The 19,771-nt window shown below is 69.5% G+C and carries 21 protein-coding genes; 3 read left to right on the top strand and 18 right to left on the bottom strand.

The genetic code is table 11. The annotated features are described in order from the left end of the window. The first annotated feature begins 60 nt into the window (after window positions 1-60). The gene (locus AC3WQM_RS24635; RefSeq protein WP_492682407.1) at window positions 61-855 is read left to right on the top strand and encodes a hypothetical protein; all 795 of its coding nucleotides are present in this window, start codon (window positions 61-63) and stop codon (window positions 853-855) included. 15 nt (window positions 856-870) lie between these two features. On the opposite strand, the gene AC3WQM_RS24640 is transcribed toward AC3WQM_RS24635, so the two are convergent. The 18 genes from AC3WQM_RS24640 to AC3WQM_RS24725 form a co-directional block, all read right to left on the bottom strand. Continuing rightward, window positions 871-1,848, bottom strand: a complete 978-nt coding sequence (locus AC3WQM_RS24640) for a 2-dehydropantoate 2-reductase (protein ID WP_492682409.1) — start codon at window positions 1,846-1,848, stop codon at window positions 871-873. Between the two features lie 13 nt (window positions 1,849-1,861). Further along, window positions 1,862-2,650 carry a class II aldolase/adducin family protein gene (locus AC3WQM_RS24645; protein WP_070063516.1) on the bottom strand — a complete coding sequence of 263 codons (789 nt, stop codon included), beginning with the start codon at window positions 2,648-2,650 and terminating at the stop codon, window positions 1,862-1,864. A gap of 18 nt (window positions 2,651-2,668) precedes the next feature. Next, a complete protein-coding gene (locus AC3WQM_RS24650) occupies window positions 2,669-3,661 on the bottom strand; it encodes a Bug family tripartite tricarboxylate transporter substrate binding protein (RefSeq protein ID WP_062476871.1) in 993 nt (330 codons plus the stop codon). Window positions 3,662-3,698: 37 nt separating this feature from the next. Further along, entirely contained in the window at window positions 3,699-5,432 is a 1,734-nt protein-coding gene (gene ilvD, locus AC3WQM_RS24655) for a dihydroxy-acid dehydratase (protein ID WP_062476869.1), read from the bottom strand. A gap of 37 nt (window positions 5,433-5,469) precedes the next feature. After that, complete coding sequence (locus tag AC3WQM_RS24660; protein WP_095949815.1) at window positions 5,470-5,937, bottom strand: nuclear transport factor 2 family protein; 468 nt, start codon at window positions 5,935-5,937, stop codon at window positions 5,470-5,472. 21 nt (window positions 5,938-5,958) lie between these two features. Next, window positions 5,959-6,780, bottom strand: coding sequence for a 4-hydroxy-2-oxoheptanedioate aldolase (gene hpaI, locus AC3WQM_RS24665; RefSeq protein ID WP_492682411.1), 822 nt, complete (start codon window positions 6,778-6,780; stop codon window positions 5,959-5,961). 11 nt (window positions 6,781-6,791) lie between these two features. Further along, entirely contained in the window at window positions 6,792-7,595 is an 804-nt protein-coding gene (hpaH, locus tag AC3WQM_RS24670) for a 2-oxo-hept-4-ene-1,7-dioate hydratase (protein WP_062476860.1), read from the bottom strand. Between the two features lie 17 nt (window positions 7,596-7,612). Then, on the bottom strand, window positions 7,613-8,020 hold the full coding sequence (locus AC3WQM_RS24675; RefSeq protein WP_492682413.1) for a 5-carboxymethyl-2-hydroxymuconate Delta-isomerase: 408 nt from the start codon (window positions 8,018-8,020) through the stop codon (window positions 7,613-7,615). 13 nt (window positions 8,021-8,033) lie between these two features. Continuing rightward, window positions 8,034-8,861 (bottom strand): DODA-type extradiol aromatic ring-opening family dioxygenase, encoded by an 828-nt coding sequence (locus AC3WQM_RS24680; protein ID WP_062476853.1) that lies wholly within the window; start codon window positions 8,859-8,861, stop codon window positions 8,034-8,036. Further along, window positions 8,858-9,193, bottom strand: coding sequence for an aromatic ring-opening dioxygenase subunit LigA (locus AC3WQM_RS24685; protein WP_062476850.1), 336 nt, complete (start codon window positions 9,191-9,193; stop codon window positions 8,858-8,860). Before AC3WQM_RS24685 ends, AC3WQM_RS24680 begins: the two co-directional genes overlap by 4 nt. Window positions 9,194-9,195: 2 nt before the next feature. Further along, entirely contained in the window at window positions 9,196-10,170 is a 975-nt protein-coding gene (locus AC3WQM_RS24690) for a tripartite tricarboxylate transporter substrate binding protein (protein WP_492682415.1), read from the bottom strand. Then, window positions 10,167-11,633, bottom strand: a complete 1,467-nt coding sequence (gene hpaE / locus AC3WQM_RS24695; RefSeq protein WP_492682417.1) for a 5-carboxymethyl-2-hydroxymuconate semialdehyde dehydrogenase — start codon at window positions 11,631-11,633, stop codon at window positions 10,167-10,169. Before hpaE ends, AC3WQM_RS24690 begins: the two co-directional genes overlap by 4 nt. A gap of 37 nt (window positions 11,634-11,670) precedes the next feature. Further along, on the bottom strand, window positions 11,671-12,672 hold the full coding sequence (locus tag AC3WQM_RS24700) for a Bug family tripartite tricarboxylate transporter substrate binding protein (protein WP_492682419.1): 1,002 nt from the start codon (window positions 12,670-12,672) through the stop codon (window positions 11,671-11,673). A 35-nt stretch (window positions 12,673-12,707) separates the two neighbouring features. Continuing rightward, complete coding sequence (locus AC3WQM_RS24705) at window positions 12,708-13,478, bottom strand: fumarylacetoacetate hydrolase family protein (RefSeq protein WP_492682421.1); 771 nt, start codon at window positions 13,476-13,478, stop codon at window positions 12,708-12,710. Then, window positions 13,475-14,110 (bottom strand): fumarylacetoacetate hydrolase family protein, encoded by a 636-nt coding sequence (locus AC3WQM_RS24710; protein ID WP_492682423.1) that lies wholly within the window; start codon window positions 14,108-14,110, stop codon window positions 13,475-13,477. The genes AC3WQM_RS24705 and AC3WQM_RS24710 overlap by 4 nt, the downstream gene beginning before the upstream one ends. Beyond that, entirely contained in the window at window positions 14,107-14,544 is a 438-nt protein-coding gene (hpaR, locus tag AC3WQM_RS24715) for a homoprotocatechuate degradation operon regulator HpaR (RefSeq protein ID WP_492682425.1), read from the bottom strand. Before hpaR ends, AC3WQM_RS24710 begins: the two co-directional genes overlap by 4 nt. Before the next feature lie 87 nt (window positions 14,545-14,631). Beyond that, the gene (locus AC3WQM_RS24720; protein WP_492682427.1) at window positions 14,632-15,636 is read right to left on the bottom strand and encodes a tripartite tricarboxylate transporter substrate binding protein; all 1,005 of its coding nucleotides are present in this window, start codon (window positions 15,634-15,636) and stop codon (window positions 14,632-14,634) included. Beyond that, entirely contained in the window at window positions 15,633-17,333 is a 1,701-nt protein-coding gene (locus tag AC3WQM_RS24725) for an FAD-dependent oxidoreductase (RefSeq protein WP_492682429.1), read from the bottom strand. The genes AC3WQM_RS24720 and AC3WQM_RS24725 overlap by 4 nt, the downstream gene beginning before the upstream one ends. A 74-nt stretch (window positions 17,334-17,407) precedes the next feature. Between AC3WQM_RS24725 and AC3WQM_RS24730 the strand changes: the two genes are divergently transcribed. Next, window positions 17,408-18,334 (top strand): LysR family transcriptional regulator, encoded by a 927-nt coding sequence (locus tag AC3WQM_RS24730; protein ID WP_492682431.1) that lies wholly within the window; start codon window positions 17,408-17,410, stop codon window positions 18,332-18,334. A gap of 23 nt (window positions 18,335-18,357) precedes the next feature. After that, complete coding sequence (radA, locus tag AC3WQM_RS24735; protein WP_307696501.1) at window positions 18,358-19,749, top strand: DNA repair protein RadA; 1,392 nt, start codon at window positions 18,358-18,360, stop codon at window positions 19,747-19,749. Window positions 19,750-19,771 lie beyond the last annotated feature (22 nt).

Raw genomic sequence — 19,771 nt, forward strand, 5'->3', positions numbered from 1 at the left:
CTTCGAATGAACGGCGCCCTCCAGCGCGGAGACAATCCGCGCCGGAGGAAAACAGTTCACATGACCCATTCGACGAAGAAACGAACGCCGTCGCGTGCCACACGGCATGCCCTCGGCCTGGCACTGGCCATCGCCGGCTTCTCGGCGCAAGCCCAGACCGAAGCCGCCGCACCGCCCATGGCCGCCGCCTCAGCACCCGCCGAAGCCACCCCTGCCGCACCCGCACCCCAAACCCGCGTCCGCTACCTGCGCATGCCCCAGCAGAGCGGCGCCGACCACCTGCGCGTGGTGCGGCGCGAAGACACGGTGGGTCGCGTGGCCGGCCAGGTCGCGCTGAACGTCGCGTTCGCCGTGCTCGGCACCGGCGCGGCCGTGCAGGGCTTCTCGAAGGACGGCCTCGGCGGCACCACGCTCGAAGCGTTGCGCGACGACCCGGTGAGCGTCAACCCGGCGATGAGCGACCTGCAGGAGGCCCTGAGCAAGATCGCCACCGACATCTACCGCCGCCGCACCGAGACCGCGCTCGCCACCGCGCTGACCGACGGCTCGACGCCTGAAGAGATCGAGGCCGCGCGCCAGACGCAGAAGGAGGCCGACTCGCCGCTGGTCCCGGGGTCGTGGCACCTCGTGTACGAAAACCTGATGGGCTCGGACGAACTGTTCCGGCTCAAGTACGGCGCCTCACTGGGGCGCGCGGGCTTCATGCGCCCGCCGATCGGCTGCAGCTACGAATCGGAGCCGCTGGCCTGGACCCAGTGGCAGGCCGACGGCTGGCAGCGGCTGCGCGAGGAGCGCGTGAAGATCGTGGCCCGTTGCGTCGAAGCCATCGGCGCCGCGCCCGAAAACCGCTGGTAATCAGCGGCAGTTCGCTCAGTACAACCCGAGCTGGCGCGTGCGCAGCCGCGCCAACCCCAGCAGCGCATCCGTGAACGGCGTGGCCACACCCGTCAGCTCGCCCAGCTCGCGCACCACCGTGACGAGCGCGTCGAGCTCGACCGAACGGCCCGCTTCCACGTCCTGCAGCATCGAGGTCTTGAACGCGCCGAGCTTCATCGTCACCGCGTGCCGGTCTTCGGGGCTCTGCGTGATCTCGATGCCGATGCGCCGGCCGATCTCCTTGGCCTCGAGCATCACGGCCGAGATGAACCCGCGCACGTAGTCGTCGCCCATGATCAGGTCGGTGGTGGCACCGGTGAGCGCGCTGATCGGGTTCACCGTCATGTTGCCCCACAGCTTGAACCACACGTCCTTCTGGATCTGCGGCGACAGCGTGGTGTCGATGCCCGTGCTCTTGAGCAGCTCGACCAGCTTCTGCACGCGCGGCGTGGCTTCGCCCGAAGGCTCGCCCACGATCAGCCCGTTGCCGAAGTGGTGCCGCACCACGCCCGGCCCGTCGAGCGAGCAGCTGGCGTGCACCACGCAGCCGATCACGTTGCGCGACGGAATGGCCTTGGCAATGGCGCCTTCAGGGTCGACGGCCGCGAGGCGGTGTCCCGTGATCTCGCCGCCGAAGCCGCCTTCGAGGAACCACCACGGCACGCCGTTCATGGCCACCAGCACGATCGTGTCGGGCCCGATCAGCGGCCCGATGCGCTCGGCCACGCCCGCCAGCGCGGGCGCCTTCACGGCGATCACCACCAGGTCTTGAACACCGAGTGCCTCGGGGTCGGCCACCGCGTTCACCGGCACGCGCGTGCGCACGTCGCCGCGCATGAGCGAGAGGCCGTCTTTCTGCAGCGCGTCGAGCGTGGCGCCGCGCGCCACCACGTTCAGGCGCTGGCCTGTCTGTGCGAGGCCGACGCCAATCCATCCGCCGATCGCGCCGGCGCCGTAGATGCAAATCTTCATGGGAACAGGCGCCTCAGTTGCGGTAGCTCGGGTCGATGCGGTCCACCTGCCGCACCAGCGCATTGAACACGTCCTGCCCGGCGCCGTGCGCGGGGCTGAACTGCAGCGCGTCGCGCGTGCAGCGCTGCGCGATCTCCTCGCTCACCGGAATGGCGGCGCCCATCGAGAAGGTCGCCATCTGGATCTCGCAGGCGCGTTGCAGCGTCCACAAGATGGCAAAGGTCTGCGGCAGCGTCTGGCCCCAGGCCAGCAGGCCGTGGTTGCGCAGGATCACTGCGTTGCGGTCGCCGATGCTCTTGAGCAGGCGCGGGCCCTCGTCGGCATGGATCGTGATGCCCTCGAAGTCGTGGTACGCCACCATGCCGTGCAGCTGGGCGGTATAGAAATTGGTCTGCTGCAGGCCGCCCTGCAGGCAGGCCACGGCCACGCCGGCCGTGGTGTGCGTGTGCATCACGCAGTGCGCGCCGGGCAGGCCGTCGTGGATGGCCGCATGCACCACGAAGCCGGCCGGGTTCACCGGGTAGGTCGAGCCGTCGAGCACCTTGCCCTGCAGGTCGATCTTCACCAGGTTGCTGGCCGTCACCTCGCTGTAGTGCAGGCCGAAGGGGTTGATGAGGAACTGCTTCTCGCCACCGGTCACGCTGTCGGGCAGCCGCACCGTGATGTGGTTGTAGATCATCTCGGTCCAGCCCAGCATCGCGAACACGCGATAGCAGGCCGCGAGCTCCTCGCGCGCGGCGCGCTCGTCGGGATGGATCGAGGGATGGACCAGCGCCGATGGCGCGGTGGCGAGTGTGTTCATGGCAGTTCCTTCATGTGATTAGCCTTCCGCGGTGAAGCCGACTTCCTTGACGATCGGCGCCCACTTGGCGGTGTCCTTCTTCAACAGATCGGCCAGCTCGGCCGGCGTGGAAGACATGGCTTCCAGGCCGAAGGTGCCGAGGCCGTCGATCACGTCCTTCTGTGCGAGCGCGTTCTTCATCGCCGTGTTGAGCTTCGTCACCAGCTCGGGCGAGGCCTTGGCCGGCAGGAAGAAGGCGAACCATTCGCTGTGCGCCATGTTCTTGATGCCCTGCTCGCCGAAGGTCGGCACATCGGGCGCGAAGCGGCTGCGCTTGGCACCCGACACGCCCAGGATGCGCACCTTGCCCGATTGCAAGTGCTGCGTGATGTCGCCGATGGGGCCCGACACCGCCGAGATATTGCCGCCCAGCAGGTCGAGCATGGCCGGCTGCGTGCCGCGGTAGGCCGCGTGCTTGAGCTCGACGCCGCCCTGCTTGCCCAGCAGCGCGCCGATGAAGTGCGGCGTGGAGCCCGCGGCCGGCGAGCCGTAGTTGGCGCCGGCCGGGTTGGCCTTGGCCCAGGTGAGGAACTCGGGCACCGTCTTGATCGTGGCCGGCACGGCCGGGCCGACCGCGAAGCCGAAGTCGAAGATGCAGGCCAGGCTCACGGGCGTGAGGTCGACCATCGGGTCGTAGGGCAGCTTCTTGTAGATGTGCGGGTAGATCGTGAGGATCGACGTGGGCGTCTGCAGGATGGTGGTGCCGTCGGCCGGGCGGCCCTTCACGTAGCTCACGGCGATCTGGCCGCCCGCGCCGGTGCGGTTCTCGACCACGGCGGTCTTGGCGTAGTCGGGGCTCAGCTTCAGCGCCAGGCGCCGGCAGGTGGTGTCCGAAGTGCCGCCGGCCGCGAAGCCGGTGACGATGGTGGCGTTCTCGAGCGCGGCAGCCTGCGCAAAGGCCTGCTGGCCGAGGCTGGCGAGCAGCGCCGAAGCGCCGGTGGACTGCAGCATGTGGCGGCGGGTGAAGGTCATGTCTGTCTCTTTTCGGGTGGGTGAGGAGGGAACAGGATCACGACTCGTCGCGCAGCCAGGTGACCGCGCCCGAGTGGGTCACGGCGCCCTGGTGGGCAGGGCGCACGGTGAGCGCGTATTTTTCCAACAAACCACCGTGCGCCGCCCCCGCGTTTACCTCACGTCCGGCCAGCCGCGACGCGATTTCTTCGGCGCTCAGTTCGACGGAAATGCTGCGCGCCGCGGCGCGTGCATCGATGGCCACCATGTCGCCGTCGCGCAGCACCGCGATCGGCCCGCCGTCGGCCGCCTCGGGCCCCGCGTAGCCGATGCACAGGCCGCGCGTGGCGCCCGAAAAACGCCCGTCGGTGAGCAGCGCCACCTTGTCGCCCATGCCCTGGCCGTACAGCAGCGCGGTGATGCCCAGCATCTCGCGCATGCCGGGGCTGCCCTTGGGGCCTTCGTTGCGGATGACGATCACGTCGCCCGCTTCGTAGCGGCGGTTCTGCACGGCCGCCTGCGCTTCTTCTTCCGAATTGAAGACGCGCGCCGGGCCGCGGTGCACCAGCGTCTTCAGGCCCGCCGTCTTGAGCAGCGCGCCGTCGGGGCAGAGGTTGCCCTTGAGCACGGCCAGCCCGCCGTCGCGCGTGATCGGGTTGCCCGCCGCGCGCACCACGCGGCCGTCGGGCGCGGCGGCGTCGGCCACTTCCTCGGCCAGCGTGCGGCCGGTGAAGGTGAGGGCGTCGCCGTGCAGGAAGCCTTGCTCCAGCAGCGTGCGCAGGATCACGCCCGCGCCGCCGATGTAGTACACGTCGCGCGCCAGGTACTGGCCGCCGGGGCGCAGGTCGGCAATGAGCGGCGTGCGCGCAAAAATTTCGGCCACGTCGTCCAGATGGAACTTGATGCCCGCCTCGTGCGCGATCGCCGGCAGGTGCAGCGCGGCGTTGGTCGAGCCGCCCGTGGCCGAGACCACGGCGCAGGCGTTTTCGAGCGCCTTGCGCGTCACGACGTCGCGCGGCAGCGGGCCGTCGCCCATCACCGCCTTCATGAGCTGTTTCGCCGCGCGGCGCATCAGCGGCGCGCGTTCGCTGAACACCGCGGGCACCATGCTCGAGCCGATGGGCGCCAGGCCCAGCGCCTCCGACACCATGCCCATGGTGTTGGCCGTGAACTGCCCCGCGCAGGCGCCGGCCGTGGGCAGGCAGGCGCGGCTCATGGCGTCGAGTTCGTCGTGCGTGGCCGTGCCGGCCAGCACCTTGCCGATGGTCTCGTAGGTGTCGACCACGTTGAGATCGCGCCCGTCCGGCCCGGGCATCTGGCCCGGCAATGCCGAGCCGCCGTGCACGAACACGCTGGGCACGTTGCAGCGGACCATGCCCATCATCAGGCCCGGTAGGTTCTTGTCGCAGGCGCCGATGGCGAAGATGCCGTCCCACTGGTGGCCGCGCGTGGACGCTTCCACGCTGTCGGCGATGAGCTCTCGCGAGATCAGCGAGAAGCGCATGCCCGAATGCGCCATCGTCAGGCCGTCGCTCACCGACACCACCGGGCATTCGTGCGGCGTGCCGCCGCCGGCGTAGATGCCGGTCTTGGCGTGCTGCGCCTGCTCGCGCAGGTTGAGGTTGCACGGGCTCATCTCGCCGCCCGTGTGGAACACGCCGACATGCGGGCGCGCGATGTCCTCGTCGTCCTGGCCCAGCGCGTGCAGGAAGCTGCGCGTGGTCGCGCGGATCGTGCCCTCGCGGATGGTCGCGGAGCGGAAGCGTTTCGTGGGGTCGGTAGGCGTGGTCATGCGGCTGGCGAAGGCTGGCTCGTGGAAGGGCGGGGCGTCAGAACATGCCGTTCGTGTTCGCGGCGGTTTCGGGCACGGGCTGCACCACGTCCCAGTGCTCGACGATCTTGCCGTTCTCGAGCTTGAAGATGTCGACGATGGCGCTGCCGCGCGTGCCCGGCTCGCGCACCGCGTTCACGTGCAGGATCACGTAGTCGCCGTCGACGAAGCTGCGCTTGATCTCGCTCTTCGAGTTCGGAAACTTCTCGCGCAGGAAGGCGATGAACTTGCGAAAGCCCTCGGGCCCGTCGGCCGCCGTCGGGTTGTGCTGCACGTAGCGGTTGCCCACGTACTGCAGCGCCGCGTCGGCGTCCTTCTGGTTCAGGCCTTTTTCGTAGAAGGCGAGCACGGTCTGGCGGTTGGCTTCCTGCCGGGCCTGCGCGGTCGAGGCCGGGCCCGTCTGGGCGCAGGCGCCGAGGAACAGGGCGGCAGCTGCGGCGAAAGCCGCGAGGGTGGTGCGTCGCATCGAAATGTCCTTGAAAGGGGGTCAGTAGCCGTTGGGCGCGGTGGCGCCCGGCGCGGCCTTGTACTTCGCGAGCAGCTGCTTGGCCGCAGCCGCGAGCAGGATGGTGTCGACGCCCACCGCCACGAACAGCGCGCCGGCCGCGAGCCACTTGCGTGCCTGCTCCTCGGTGGTCGAGAGGATGCCGGCCGCCTTGCCGGCCTTGCGGATGCGCGCGATGGCGTCGGCGATCGCGGCCTGCACCTCGGGATGGTTGGGCTGGCCCACGAAGCCCATCGAGGCCGACAGGTCGGCCGGGCCGATGAACACGCCGTCCACGCCCGGCGTGGCCGCGATGGCGTCGAGGTTCTTCATCGCCTCGACCGTCTCGGCCTGCACCAGCAGGCAGGTCTGCGCATTGGCTTCGTGCAGGTAGTTCGGGTACGCCTGCCAGCGCGAGGCGCGCGCCAATGCGCTGCCCATGCCGCGAATGCCTTCGGGCGGGTAGCGCATGCCCTGCACCAGTTGCGCGGCCTGCTCGGCGGTGTCGACCATCGGCACCAGCAGCGTCTGCGCGCCGATGTCCAGGTACTGCTTGATCAGCGTGGTGTCGCCGACCGGAATGCGCACGACGGGATGCGAGCGCTGCGCGTCGGGCTGCGCCGACCACGCGCTGGAGATGCCCTGCAGCTGCGCGAGCACCGAGCGCACGTCGTTGGGTGCGTGCTCGCCGTCGACCAGCAGCCAGTCGTAGCCGGTGCCGGCCAGCAGTTCGGCCACGTAGCCGTCGCCCAGGCCGACCCACAGGCCGATCTGGGGTTGGCCGGCTTGCAGGGCCTGCTTGAAGGTGTTGAGTGGGGTGTGCATGAAAAAACTCGTCAGACGAAGCGAAAAGCGATGGAGCCCAGGGGGCCGTAGTCGGCGTGGAAGGTGTCGCCCGGCACCGCGTTGGTGGGCCGCGTGAACGAACCGCCCAGCACGATCTCGCCGGCTTCGAGGCATTCGTCCCACGGCGCGAGCTTGTTCGCGAGCCAGGCCACGCCGGTGGCCGGGTGGTTGAGCACGGCCGCGGCCACGCCCGACTCCTCGATCACGCCGTTCTTGTAGAGCAGCGCGCTCACCCAGCGCAGGTCGACCGCGTCGGGTTTCACGGGCCGGCCGCCGAGCACGATGCCGGCATTGGCCGCGTTGTCGGCGATGGTGTCGAACACCTTGCGCATGGCCTTGGTGTGGCGGTCGAACTGCTCGATGCGCGCGTCGATGATCTCGATGGCGGGCACCACGTAGTCGGTGGCGGCCAGCACGTCGAAGATGGTCACGTTCGGGCCCTGCAGCTTCTTGCCGAGCACGAAGGCCAGCTCGACCTCGATGCGCGGCGCGATGAAGCGCGTGAACGGGATGTCGCCGCCCTGCTCGAAGAACATGTCGTCCAGCAGCGTGCCGTAGTCGGGCTCGGTGATCTGGCTGGCCTGCTGCATGGCGCGCGAGGTGAGGCCGATCTTGTGGCCCTTGACGATGCGGCCTTCGGCGATCTTGTGCTTCACCCATTCGCGCGAGATGGCGTAGCCGTCCTCGATGGTCATCTCGGGGAAGCGCTTGGAGAAATGCTCGACCTGCACGCGCGATTTTTCGCTCTCGTGCAGTTCGGCGGCCAGTTGGGCGATGGTGGCGGTGGAGAGCATGGGGGCTCGCTTCTTCTCTATGACTTGTTGAACAGGGGATGCAGGTTGCTGTGCTTGCCGTCGTACACCTGCCCCGGCGCTTCGTCGATCTGCAGCGTGATGCCGATGTGCCGCTGCGTGAAGACGGGCTCGAAATGCGCGCGCACGGCGGCCAGCAGCTCGTCGCCGGCCTTCTTCTTCACCGCCTCGGAGCGGCCAGAGGCCATGCGCAGGTTCAGGTACACGAAGGCGTAGTCGGCCTTGCCGTCGGCCACCGCGTAGTGCGCGGCGGGGTAGGCCAGCACGCGCGTGCCGCCGGTGGGGAACACCGGCTTGCCGGCCTCGTCGCGCTGCGTGAGCATGGTGTCGGCCAGCGTGCGGCACAGCGCCGACACGTCGGTCTCGGCCTCGATGTTGGGCGTGTACAGGATCACCAGGTGCGGCATGGTCGTGCTCCGTTCAAACCACCGACATCGTCGCGGCCGTGCAGGTCACCGCGAAGATCGGAATGGCCTTCATGTGGAAGATCTCGCCCTTGCCGCGCGCGGCCGCGGCCACGCTCAGGAAGGTGCGGATCTCGAAGCCGCCCTGGCCCGCTTCGCGGTAGGTGGCCTCGTCGCCGTAGTCGGCCTGCGAGAGCAGCGCCTCGCGGTCGTTGGCGCACCAGCGGCGCATGAACTCGGCGTCCCACTCGGCATTGACCTTGCCCGAGTCGGGCGTGGCCGGCCAGTGCGAGATGCCGCCCGTGCCCACCAGCGCGATGCGCTCGGGCACCTTGTCGCAGGCGCGGCGCAGGGCTTCGCCGAAGGCCCACGCGCGGTGCAGCGGCGTGAGCGGCGGGCCCTGGCAGTTGATGTTCACGGGAATGACCTTGGTGTCGAAGTTCGGCGTGAGGAAGTTCAGCGGCACCATGATGCCGTGGTCGAACTTCCATTCTTCCGCGTAGGCCACGTCCACGGTCTGCATCACCTCGCGGATCAGGCGCTGCGACAGCGCGGCGTCGCCGGGGATGGTGTGCTTCTCGATGCCCAGCCATTTCGGGTCTTCGATCGGGCCCTCGTAGCTGTCGGCCATGCCGATCGCATAGGCCGGCATGTTGTTCATGAAGAAGTTCGCGAAGTGCTCGGCCGCGATGACGATCACCGCGTCGGGCTTCGTGGCGCGCATCGCCTCGCCGAAGCGATGGAACTGCGCGTGGAACTCGTCCTTGACCGCCGGGTCGGCGAGGTGCGCGCGGCCGGTGATGCCGGGGGCGTGGCTGCACACGCCTGCGAATACGAGACTCATACGCCTGCCACTTTCTCGTCGGTGCCTGTTGTCATTGCGTAGATGCCGGCGCGCACGGGGCCGTACTTGCGCACGCCTTCGCGCATGGCTTCGAGGTAGTCGGCCCACGCGACGCCGAGCAGGGGGGCGAAGTGCATCAGCAACTGGCCGTTGCACCCGAGCACGTAGAGCTTGCCGATGTCGCCGGTGCCGATCGCTTCGCGCTCTTCGTCGTTCAGGTCGTAGCCGGCCAGCAGCGTGGCGCGCGTGTCGCCGCCTTCGGCGAAGCGGCGCTGCACGTCGGCGTCGCGGTTCAGCGCGAACAAAAATTTCTGCATCGCATAGAGGCTCATGGTCAGCCCTCGATCTGGATGTTGGCCTTGCGGATCACGTCGCCGTACTTCGCGATCTCGCTGCGGATGAACTCGGCAAAGCGCTCGGGCGTGCCCGACAGCGACGCGATGCCGCCCTTGTGGAAGGCATCGGTCACGGCCGGCGATGCCAGGGCGCGGTTCACTTCGGCGTTCACGCGTTGCACGATGGCGTCGGGCGTGCCGGCCGGGGCCAGCAGGCCGTTCCACGAATTGGACTCGATGGCCACGCCCTGTTCGGCCAGTGTGGGTATCGCGGGCGCGTACTGAGAGCGCTGCGCGGTCGCCATGCCCAGCGCCACCAGCTTGCCGGCCTGCACATGGCCACGGAACTCGGGCCAGTTGCCGAACATGACGGTCACCTGCCCGCCGAGCAGGTCGGCCAGCGCGGGGCCCTGGCCCTTGTAGGGCACGTGCACGATGTCCAGGCCCATCTGCAGCTTGAGCATTTCGCCCGACAGGTGGGCCGAGGTGCCGTTGCCGAAGGAGGCGAAGCTCAGCGTGCCGGGCTTGGCCCTGGCCTGGTTGCGCAGGTCGGCCAGCGTCTTCAGGCCGCTGCCCGGATGCGTGGCGAACACGTGCTCCGACATGCCCATGAGCGCGACCGGGCGCAGGTCTTTGAGCGTGTCGTAGGGCAGCTTGCGCACGAGCGTCTGGTTGGCCGTGAAGCTGTTGGCCACGCACACGAAGCTGTGGCCGTCGGGCGCCGACTTGGCGACCGCATCGACGCCGATCACCGTGCCGGCACCGGGCTTGTTCTCGACGATCACCGGCTGGCCCAGCGCCTTGCCGAGTTCGAGGCCGACGAGACGCGCGACGAAGTCGGTGGTGCCGCCGGGCGTGAAGGGCACGACGATGCGCACCGGCTTGGCGGGCCAGGCCGTCTGCGCGCGTGCCAATGCGGGCAGGGCCGCGAGTGCGGCCGCGCCTTGCAGCAGCAGGCGGCGTTGAACGCTCACGCCACGCCCCAGTGCGGAATGTGATGCGAGCCCATCGACACCGCGATGTTCTTCGGCTCGCAGAACACTTCGTAGCTCCAGGTGCCGCCTTCGCGGCCCGTGCCCGAGGCCTTGGTACCACCGAAGGGCTGGCGCAGGTCACGCACGTTCTGGCTGTTGACGAAGCACATGCCGGCTTCCACGGCGGCGGCCACGCGGTGCGCCTTGCCGATGTTCTCGGTCCACACGTAGCTGCTCAGGCCGTAGGCGATGTCGTTGGCCAGCTCGATGGCGTGTGCCTCGTCCTTGAACGGAATCAGGCAGGCGACCGGGCCGAAGATTTCGTCCTGCGCGATCTTCATGCGGTTGTCGACGTCGGCGAACACGGTGGGCATCACGTAGTTGCCCTTCTTCACGCGGTCGGGCAGGTTGGCGGGTGCGTCGAGCCCGCCGCACAGCAGCGTGGCGCCTTCCTTCGGGCCCAGCTCGATGTAGCTGCGCACCTTGGCCAGGTGGGCCTGCGAAATCATCGGGCCGACGATGGTCTTCTCGTCCAGCGGGTCGCCCACGACGATGCGTTTGGCGCGCTCCGCGAACTTCGCGGCGAAGTCGGCGTAGATCGACTGCTGCACCAGGATGCGCGAGCCGGCCGTGCAACGCTCGCCGTTGTTGCTGAAGATCATGAACACGGCCGCGTCGAGCGCGCGGTCGAGGTCGGCGTCTTCGAAGATCACGAACGGGCTCTTGCCGCCCAGCTCCATGCTGAACTTCTTCAGGCCCGCGCTCTTTACGATGCGGTTGCCGGTGGCGGTGGAGCCGGTGAACGAAATCGCGCGCACGTCGGGGTGCGCCACCAGCGGCTCGCCGGCTTCCTTGCCGTAGCCGTGCACCAGGTTCAGCACGCCGGCCGGAATGCCGGCTTCGAGCGCCAGCTCGCCCAGGCGCGCGGCCGTGAGCGGCGAGAGCTCGCTCATCTTCAGCACGGCCGTGTTGCCGAAGGCCAGGCAGGGCGCGACCTTCCAGGTGGCGGTCATGAAGGGCACGTTCCACGGGCTGATGAGCGCGCACACGCCCACCGGATGGAACAGCGTGTAGTTCAGGTGCGTGGGCGTGGGGTAGGTGTGGCCGTCCACGCGCGTGCACATCTCGGCGAAGTAGTAGAAGTTGTCGGCCGCGCGCGGAATGAGCTGCTTGCCGGTCTGCGCGATCACCTGGCCGCAGTCGTTGGTCTCGGTCTGTGCGATCTCGGGCACGTGTTTGGCGATCAGGTCGCCGAGCTTGCGGATCAGCTTCGCGCGCTCGGGCGCGGGCAGGCCGGCCCACTTGGGAAAGGCAGCCTTGGCGGCGGCCACGGCGGCGTTCACCTCGGCCTCGCCGCCCGAGGCGACTTCGGCCAGCACTTCCTGCGTGGCGGGGTTGACGGTTTCGAAGTAGTCGGCGCCTTGGACTGGCTTGCCGTCGATGAGGTGATGGATCTGTTGCATGGGCGTGAAGGTGTTGCGGCCTTGCGGCGGTGTGTCGTCAGTCGAGCTTGATGTCGCGCGCCTTGATCAGCGCGTGCCACTTCTTGCGTTCGGTGTCCACGAAGCGGGCCATCTCGGCGGCGTCCGTGGGGCGGGCTTCCCAGCCGGCGTCGTAGAGCTTCTGCTTCACGCCGGCGTCGTTCATGCTTTTCAGCAGGTCGGCGCCCAGGCGCGCCTGGATGTCCTTGGGCGTGGCGGCCGGTGCCACCAGCCCCTGCCAGGTGTAGGCCTCGACGGCGTAGCCGAGCTCCTTGGCCGTGGGCAGCTGGGGCAGCTGCGGCACGCGCTCGGTCGACATGGCCAGCAGCGGAATGACCTTGCCGGCCTTCACGGCGCTGATGCCGCTGGGCAGGTCGAGCATCATCAGCGGCACCTGGTTGCCCATGAGGTCCTGCAGCGCGGGCGCGCCGCCCTTGTAGGGGATGTGCAGCAGCGACACGCCGGCCTCGCGCTGGAACAGCTCGTAGGCCAGGTGGTGCGGGCTGCCGGTGCCCGGCGTGGCGATGCTGTACTTGCCCGGAGAGGCCTTGAGCGCCGCGATGAGCGCCTTGGCGTCGCTGAAGCCCGCGCCCGGCGCGGCCGTGATGATCAGCGGCGAGCGGCCCATCATGCCGAGCAGCGCGAAGTCTTTCTCGGCGTCGTAGGGCAGCTTCTTGTAGAGCGCGGGGTTGTAGACCAGCACGCCGTTGTCGGCCGAGAACACGGTGTAGCCGTCGCCCGGCGAACGCGCCACGTTTTCCGACGCGATGATCGCGCCCGCGCCGGGGCGGTTGTCGACCGTGACGGGCTGCGCGAGCTGCTGCGAGAGCTGCGCGCCGGCCGTGCGCGCGAGGTAGTCGGTGCCGCCGCCGGCCGGGTAGCCCACGACCCAGCGCACGGGCTTGGTCGGGTAGGCCGAGGCGGTCTGTGCGGTCGCGGCCGGTGCGAGCAGCAGCGTGGCGGCGCTGGCCGCCACGAAGGCGGCAGCAAGGCGGAAGGTCCGGGTTCTGGCGGTCGTCATGGCGGTGTGTCTCCGTTTTTCTGAAAGGGGTGCGGTCAGCGCGCGGCGATGGTGTTGACCAGCGCGCCGATGCCGTCGATCTCGGTCACGACCACGTCGCCCGGCTGGCAATCGACCACGCCGTCGGGCGTGCCGGTGAGGATCAGGTCGCCCGGCGACAGCGTCATGAAGCGGCTGAAGTACTCGATGAGGAAGGGCGCGTCGAAGATCATGTCGCGCGTGTTGCCCTGCTGCGTGACGGTGCCGTTCACCGTGGTGCGCAGCGCGAGCGCCATCGGGTCGGCCACGTCGGCCGCATCGACGAACCACGGACCCAGCGGCGTGCAGGTGTCGCGGTTCTTCACGCGCAGGTTGGGGCGGTACCAGTTCTCGAGGTAGTCGCGGATCGCGTAGTCGTTGGCCACCGTGTAGCCGCCGATGAAGTCGTAGGCGTCGTCGCGCTTCACGTGCTTCGCGGTCTTGCCGACCACGATGGCGAGCTCGCACTCGTAGTGCATGAACTTCACATCGGCCGGGCGGTGCGTGAGCTGGCGGTGGCCGATGAGCGTGCTCTGGCCCTTGATGAACACCAGCGGTTCCTCGGGCGCCTTGAACTCCAGTTCTTTCGCATGGTCGGCGTAGTTGAGGCCCAGCGCGAGGATGGTGCGCGGGCGCGCCGTGGGCGCGAGCGGCGGCAGCCACACGAGCTGCTCCTGCGGCACGACGCGGTCGTCGTCCAGCCGCACGGCGGCGTCGGCCTGGCCGTTGAATTCGTGCGCGGTGCCGGTGTGCTCGCGGCCTTCGAAGATGACGCGTGCGTGCTTCATGCCGTTGCTTCCTTCACCAGCGTGTTGCTCAGGGTCTCGAACCCCGGCGCGGAGATGTCGATGCGGTCGCCTGCGCGGGCCAGCGGACGGCCCAGGTCGCAGCCGAGCATCAGCACGTCGCCGTGCGCCAGCGTCATGAACTCGCCCACGTCGGCCAGCAGCTGCGGCGCGGGGCGCACGAGCTGCGAGAAGTCGATCGACTGCTTCAGCTCGCCGTTGATGCGCACCTCGACGCGGAACTGCGCCGGGTCGGCCACCTCCTGCGCGTCGCGCAGCGCCGGGCCGATGCCCAGGAAGCCGTCGACGCACTTGAACTTCACCGGCGGGCGGAAAAAGCTCGCATGCGGAATCGACAAGTCGTTCAACAGCACGAAGCCTTCGATGTCGCCCTCGGCGCCGATCACCATGCCGATGCTGGCGCCGACTTCCACGTCGGTCACCGCGGCGGGCACGGTGACGGTGCTGCCGTGCGGGCTCCAGGTGTTGACCGTCTTCACGTAGAGCACGGGCGCCTTCGGCGGTGCCTTGTAGGGCGCCTCGGTCATCTGCGGCGCGAGCGCCGCGGCCTCGGCGCGGAAGTTCAGCAGCGTGCCGTACACGGTGCCGGTGGGGAGAAAGGAGGAGGTGGTCATGGTTCGGGTTGCTCCAGCGCGATCAGTTCGTCCAGCAGGCCGTAGAGCTGCGTCAGCTTGGCCTTGCCCAGCGACTGTTCCATCCAGTCGTAGTGCGCCTCGATGCTGGTGCCCAGGCGCTTCACGAGCTTCATGCCGTGCGGCGTGGCCTCGACCACGGTGCGGCGCTGGTCGGCCGGGTCGCGGGCGCGGGCGATGAGGTTGTCGCGCTCCATGCGCGCCAGCACGCCCGTGAGGCTGGGGCCGAGGATGAAGGCCTCGCGCGCGACGCGGCCGGTGTCGACCGCGCCGTGCTCGCCGAGCACGCGCAGCACGCGCCATTGCTGGTCGGACAGCGCGTGCTCGCGCAGGCTGGGCCGCGTGTGGGCCATCACGGCTTCGCGGGCCTGCAGCAGCAGGCGCGGCAAATTGCGGTGCGTGAAGGTGGTGCTCAAAAGCTGTGCCTCTCAGAATTATTTAACATGTTAAATGAATGCTGAGAAAGCACGCCTGCGGGATAACCCTTGCGGGCCGTCGGACGCTCAGTCGATCGTGGTGCCGGAAGCGCGGATCACGCGCCCCCAGCGTTCGGTTTCGCTGCGGATGTAGGCGGCCAATTGCTCCGGCGCGCCCGCGCCGTGCGCCCCCGGCGCGGCCGGCTCGAAGCCCTCGTTCTCGAGCTTCTGGCGCAGCGCGGGCTGCGCGACGAGGCGGGCGATCTCCTGGCTGCAGCGGTCGATGAAGGCCTTGGGCGTGCCCGCGGGCGCGACCACGCTCTGCCACGCCACCGCCTCGAAATCGGCGGTGCCCGCCACGCCCGATTCGGCCACCGTCGGCACGGCGGGGAAGGTCGGCTGGCGCTTGCGCGAGGTCACGGCCAGCGCGCGCAGCTTGCCGCTGCGCACGTGCTGCAGCGCCGGCGCGATGTCGGTGAACATGAGTTGCAGCTGGCCGCCGAGCAGGTCGGTCAGCGCGAGTGCGCTGCCCTTGTAGGGCACGTGCACCATGTTCGCCGCGGTCGCGACCTTGAACATCTCCGCGCCCAGGTGCTGCGGGCTGCCGTTGCCGGCGGAGCCGTAGCTCAGCGCATCGGGCCGCGATTTCGCGAGCGCCACCAGCTCGGCCAGCGTGGTCGCCGGCACCGACGGGTGCACCACCACCATCAGCGGCACCGCGCCGATGAGGCCGACCGGTGCGAAGTCTTTCGCGGGGTCGTACGAGAGCTTCTTGTAGAGCCAGGGGTTGATGGCGAGCGTGGTACTGGTCGCGACCAGCAGCGTCGTGCCGTCGGGCGCGGCGCGTGCCACCTGCGACGCGCCGATGGCGGTGCCGGCGCCCGGCCGGTTGTCGACGATCACGGTGCGGCCCAGCGCGGTGCCCAGCTGCTGCGCGATGAGCCGGCCGAGCATGTCGGTCGTGCCGCCGGGCGCGTAGGGCACGACGAGGGTGATGGGCTTGTCGCCTTGTGCGCGCACGAGGGCGGGACCTGCGGCGCAGGCAGCGGCGGACAGCGCGCCCAGATGGCGCAAGGCATGGCGACGGTTCATTGGCTTGTCTCTCTTTCTTTTTCGGAAGTCGGTGCGGCCACTGCAGTGGCGCCGCGCAGCAGGTCGACCAGCGCGAGCGCGTCGGCCGGCACGGCATGTCCGCGCCAGGCCACGTGCTGGTCGGGGCGCGAGATGACGAGCGGCCGGTCGTACACCGCGGTGGCGGCCGAGGCGCGGATGTCGAGCGTGCGCAGCGGCAGGCCGCGCGCCGCGGCGGCGGCTTCGAGCGGCGCGACATCGATCGCGGGGTCGAAGCGCAGCAGCGTGTAGCCCTCGCCGGGCATCGCCATCGCGTCGTACAGCGAGCGGCCGTCGTCCAGCCACAGGTGCGGCGTGCGGCAGCCCGGCACCGTCGAGGGCGTGAACTCGTACATCGTGTAGGCGGGCGCGGCCTCGCCGTCGTAGGCGATGAGCGGCGAGCCGTCGTAGAAGTAGCCGAAGTTGAGCCCGCCGCAGCAGTACTGCTGCACGTTCAGGTCGTACAGCGCCTGGCCGCGCGCGGCGCGCAGCGCGTCGCCCTCGGGCCCGGGCGCCTCGATGTCCTCGGGCACGCCTTCGCGCTGGCGCTGCAGCGCCAGCGCGTGGTTCATCGCGAACCGCGACACCTGCTCGGTGATCGGCTGGCGCTCGGCCTCGTGCGCCGCGAGCGCGCCTTCGGCCAGCCAGCCGTGCAGCCGGCCCGCGAGCAGCCACGAGAGGTTCATGGCATCGGCGATGCCGGCGTTCATGCCGTAGCCCGCCATCGGAATCCACAGGTGCGCGGCGTCGCCGCAGATGAACACGCGGCGGTCGCGGAAGCGGTCGGCCACGAGCCGGCGCCCGACCCAGTCTTCGTTGGAGATCACCTCGTACTCGAAGTCCTCGCCCACGCCCAGGATCTGGCGGATCGCCCAGTCGCGGTCGATCGAGTCGAAGTCGGTCTCCTCGGGCAGCAGGTAGTTGTGCAGCAGCCAGGTCTCGCGCCCGTCGATGGCGTACACGTTGCCGCAGCGGCGCGGGTTCAGCGCGAAGGTGGCCCAGGCCGGCGGATGCTTCAGCAGGCCCAGCAGCGCGGGCGCACGAAAGTACGTCGACTGCACGCGGCCCACCACGTCGGTGCCGTGCAGGCTGGCGCCGATCTTCTTGCGCACCGTCGAGCGGCTGCCGTCGCAACCGACGAGGTACTGGCAGCGGATGCGCACCGTGCGGCCGTCGTCCAGGTCCACGCCCGTGGCCCACACGCCCTCGTCGTCCTGCTCGAAGTCGTCGATGCGCGTGCGGTTGCGGATGCGCAGGCCGGGCGTGCCCTCGGCATGCGCGAACAGCACCGGCTCGAGAAAGATCTGGTTGATGCGGTGCGGCGGCTCCGCCGTGGGCCACCAGGTGTCGGGGCCGCCGGTGGCGGTGTAGCGGTCGCGGCGCGCGGGGATCGGAATGCGCGACAGCTCCATGCCCGTCACGGCCGTGCGGTAGGCCACGTCGTTCGGGTAGTCGGCCGGCAGGCCCGCGTCGCGCAGCGCCTGCGCCACGCCCAGGCGGCGGAACACCTCCATCGAACGCGCCGCCACGTGGTTGCACTTCACGTTGGGTGGTTCGCCGCGATGGCGGATCTCGGTCATCAGCACGTCGATGCCGCGTTGCGCCAGGTCGATGGCCAGCGTCAGCCCCACGGGGCCGGCGCCGACGATCAGCACCTGGGCTTGCAGTTGCTCGGTCATGGCTCGCTTGTCTCCAGATTCTTGTGAGGCGCCATTACAGTGCCGAACCGGCTCGCGGAAAAAGTGAAACTTTCATGGCCATTCATAAAAAACCGTTATCAATGCGCGGCGTGCCCTCGGTGCGGCAGCTGCGCGCGTTCGCGGCCGTGTACCACAGCGGCCAGCTGTCGAGCGCGGCGGCGTCGTTGTCGCTGACCCAGCCGGCCGTCAGCGTGCTGTTGCGCGAGCTCGAGGCGCGGCTCGGCGTGCGCCTGTTCGACCGCACCACGCGTTCGCTGCAACGCACCGAAGCCGCGAACGAGGCCATCGCCTATGCCGAGCGCGTGCTGGCCGAACTCGATGCGCTGGGCACTGGCATGGCCGAGCTGGCGGCGGGCCGGCGCGGGCGCGTGCGCATCGCGGCCACGTCCACCATCGCGCAGACGCTGATGCCCAAGGCCTTGCGCCGCTACCTCGACCTGCATCCCGACGTGAAGGTCGCCATCGAAGACTGCGCGCCCGGGCAGTTCGTGGAGAAGGTCCTCGGCGAGCAGGTCGACTTCGGCGTGGGCACGCTGCAGGCGCGCACGCCGGGGCTGGACCAGCGCGTGTTCGTGCACGACCACCTCGCGGTGATTGCCGACCGCGACCTGCGCCTGCCCGGCACCGACCGCATCACCTGGCGGCAGCTCGCGGGCCATCCGCTGATCACGGTCAAGCCCGGGTACGGCGTGCGCAGCAGCATCGACATCGCCGCCGCAACCGCCGGCGTGCGGCTGGACATCGCCTACGAGGTGACGCTCTTGACCACGGCGCTCGCGATGGCGGCCAGCGGGCTCGGCCCGGCGCTGCTGCCGGCGTCGATCCTCGCGCATGCCGACCACACGCGGCTGGTCGCGCGGCGGCTCATGCGCCCGACGGTGGCGCGCAACATCGCGGTCGTGACGCGGCAGGGCCGATCGCTCTCGCCGGCCGCGGCGGCGTTCGCGGACCTGCTGGTGCGCGAATTCGCCATCGCCTGAACCGCGCCCCCTAAACTCGCTGCATGGCCAAGGACAAAACAACTTTCGTCTGCAGCGAATGCGGCGGTACCAGCCCCAAGTGGCTCGGCAAATGCCCCAGCTGCGGTGCATGGAACACACTCATCGAACAGGTCGCCGGCGCGGCCAACGGACCGGCCAACAACCGCTTCGGCACGCAGTTCGCGTCGCTCGCGGGCGCGTCTGAACTCGCCACGCTGTCGGAAATCGAAGCGACCGATATCGCGCGCACGCCCACCGGCATCGACGAACTCGACCGCGTGCTCGGCGGCGGCATCGTGTCGGGTGGCGTCACGCTGATCGGCGGCGACCCGGGCATCGGCAAGTCAACGCTGCTGCTGCAGGCGGTCGATGCGTTGCAGCGCGCAGGGCAGAACGCGCTGTACGTCACGGGTGAAGAAAGCGGCTCGCAGGTCGCGCTGCGCTCGCGCCGCCTCGGGCTCGACCACTCGCAGGTGCAGGTGCTGGCCGAGATCCAGCTCGAAAAGATCATCGCCACGCTCGACGCCACGCGCCCGGCCATCGCGGTGATCGACTCCATCCAGACCGTGTACTCCGACCAGCTCACCTCCGCGCCCGGCTCGGTGGCGCAGGTGCGCGAATGCGCGGCGCACCTCACGCGCTTTGCCAAGACCAGCGGCACGGCCGTGGTGCTGGTGGGCCACGTCACCAAGGAAGGTGCGCTGGCCGGCCCGCGCGTGCTCGAGCACATGGTCGACACGGTGCTGTACTTCGAAGGCGACACGCACTCGAGCTTTCGCCTCGTGCGCGCCATCAAGAACCGCTTCGGCGCGGTGAACGAGATCGGCGTGTTCGCCATGACCGAGCGCGGCCTGAAGGGCGTGACCAACCCGAGCGCGATCTTCCTGAGCCAGCACGCCGAGCCGGTGCCCGGCAGCGTGGTGCTGGTCACGCTCGAAGGCACGCGGCCGATGCTGGTGGAAATCCAGGCGCTGGTCGACAACGGCGGGCCGAGCCCGCGCCGGCTGTCGGTGGGCCTGGACCGCGACCGCCTCGCGATGCTGCTGGCCGTGCTGCACCGCCACGCGGGCGTGGCCTGCATGGACCAGGACGTGTTCGTCAACGCGGTGGGCGGCGTGCGCATCAGCGAGCCCGCGGCCGACCTGGCCGTGATGCTGGCCATCACCTCCAGCCTGCGCGGCAAGCCGCTGCCCAAGGGCTTCATCGCCTTCGGCGAAGTGGGCCTGGCCGGCGAGGTGCGGCCCGCGCCGCGCGGGCAGGAGCGCCTGCGCGAAGCGGCCAAGCTGGGCTTCAGCGTGGCCGTGGTGCCGAAGGCCAACGCGCCGCGCAAGGGCACGAAGGAGATCGAGGGCCTGACCATCCACCCGGTCGACCGCATCGAAGAAGCGATGGACGTGGTGCGACGGCTCGACTGACGCGCACCCGCACGACAACACC

Source organism: Variovorax sp. FW301-JW7, assembly GCF_058788795.1.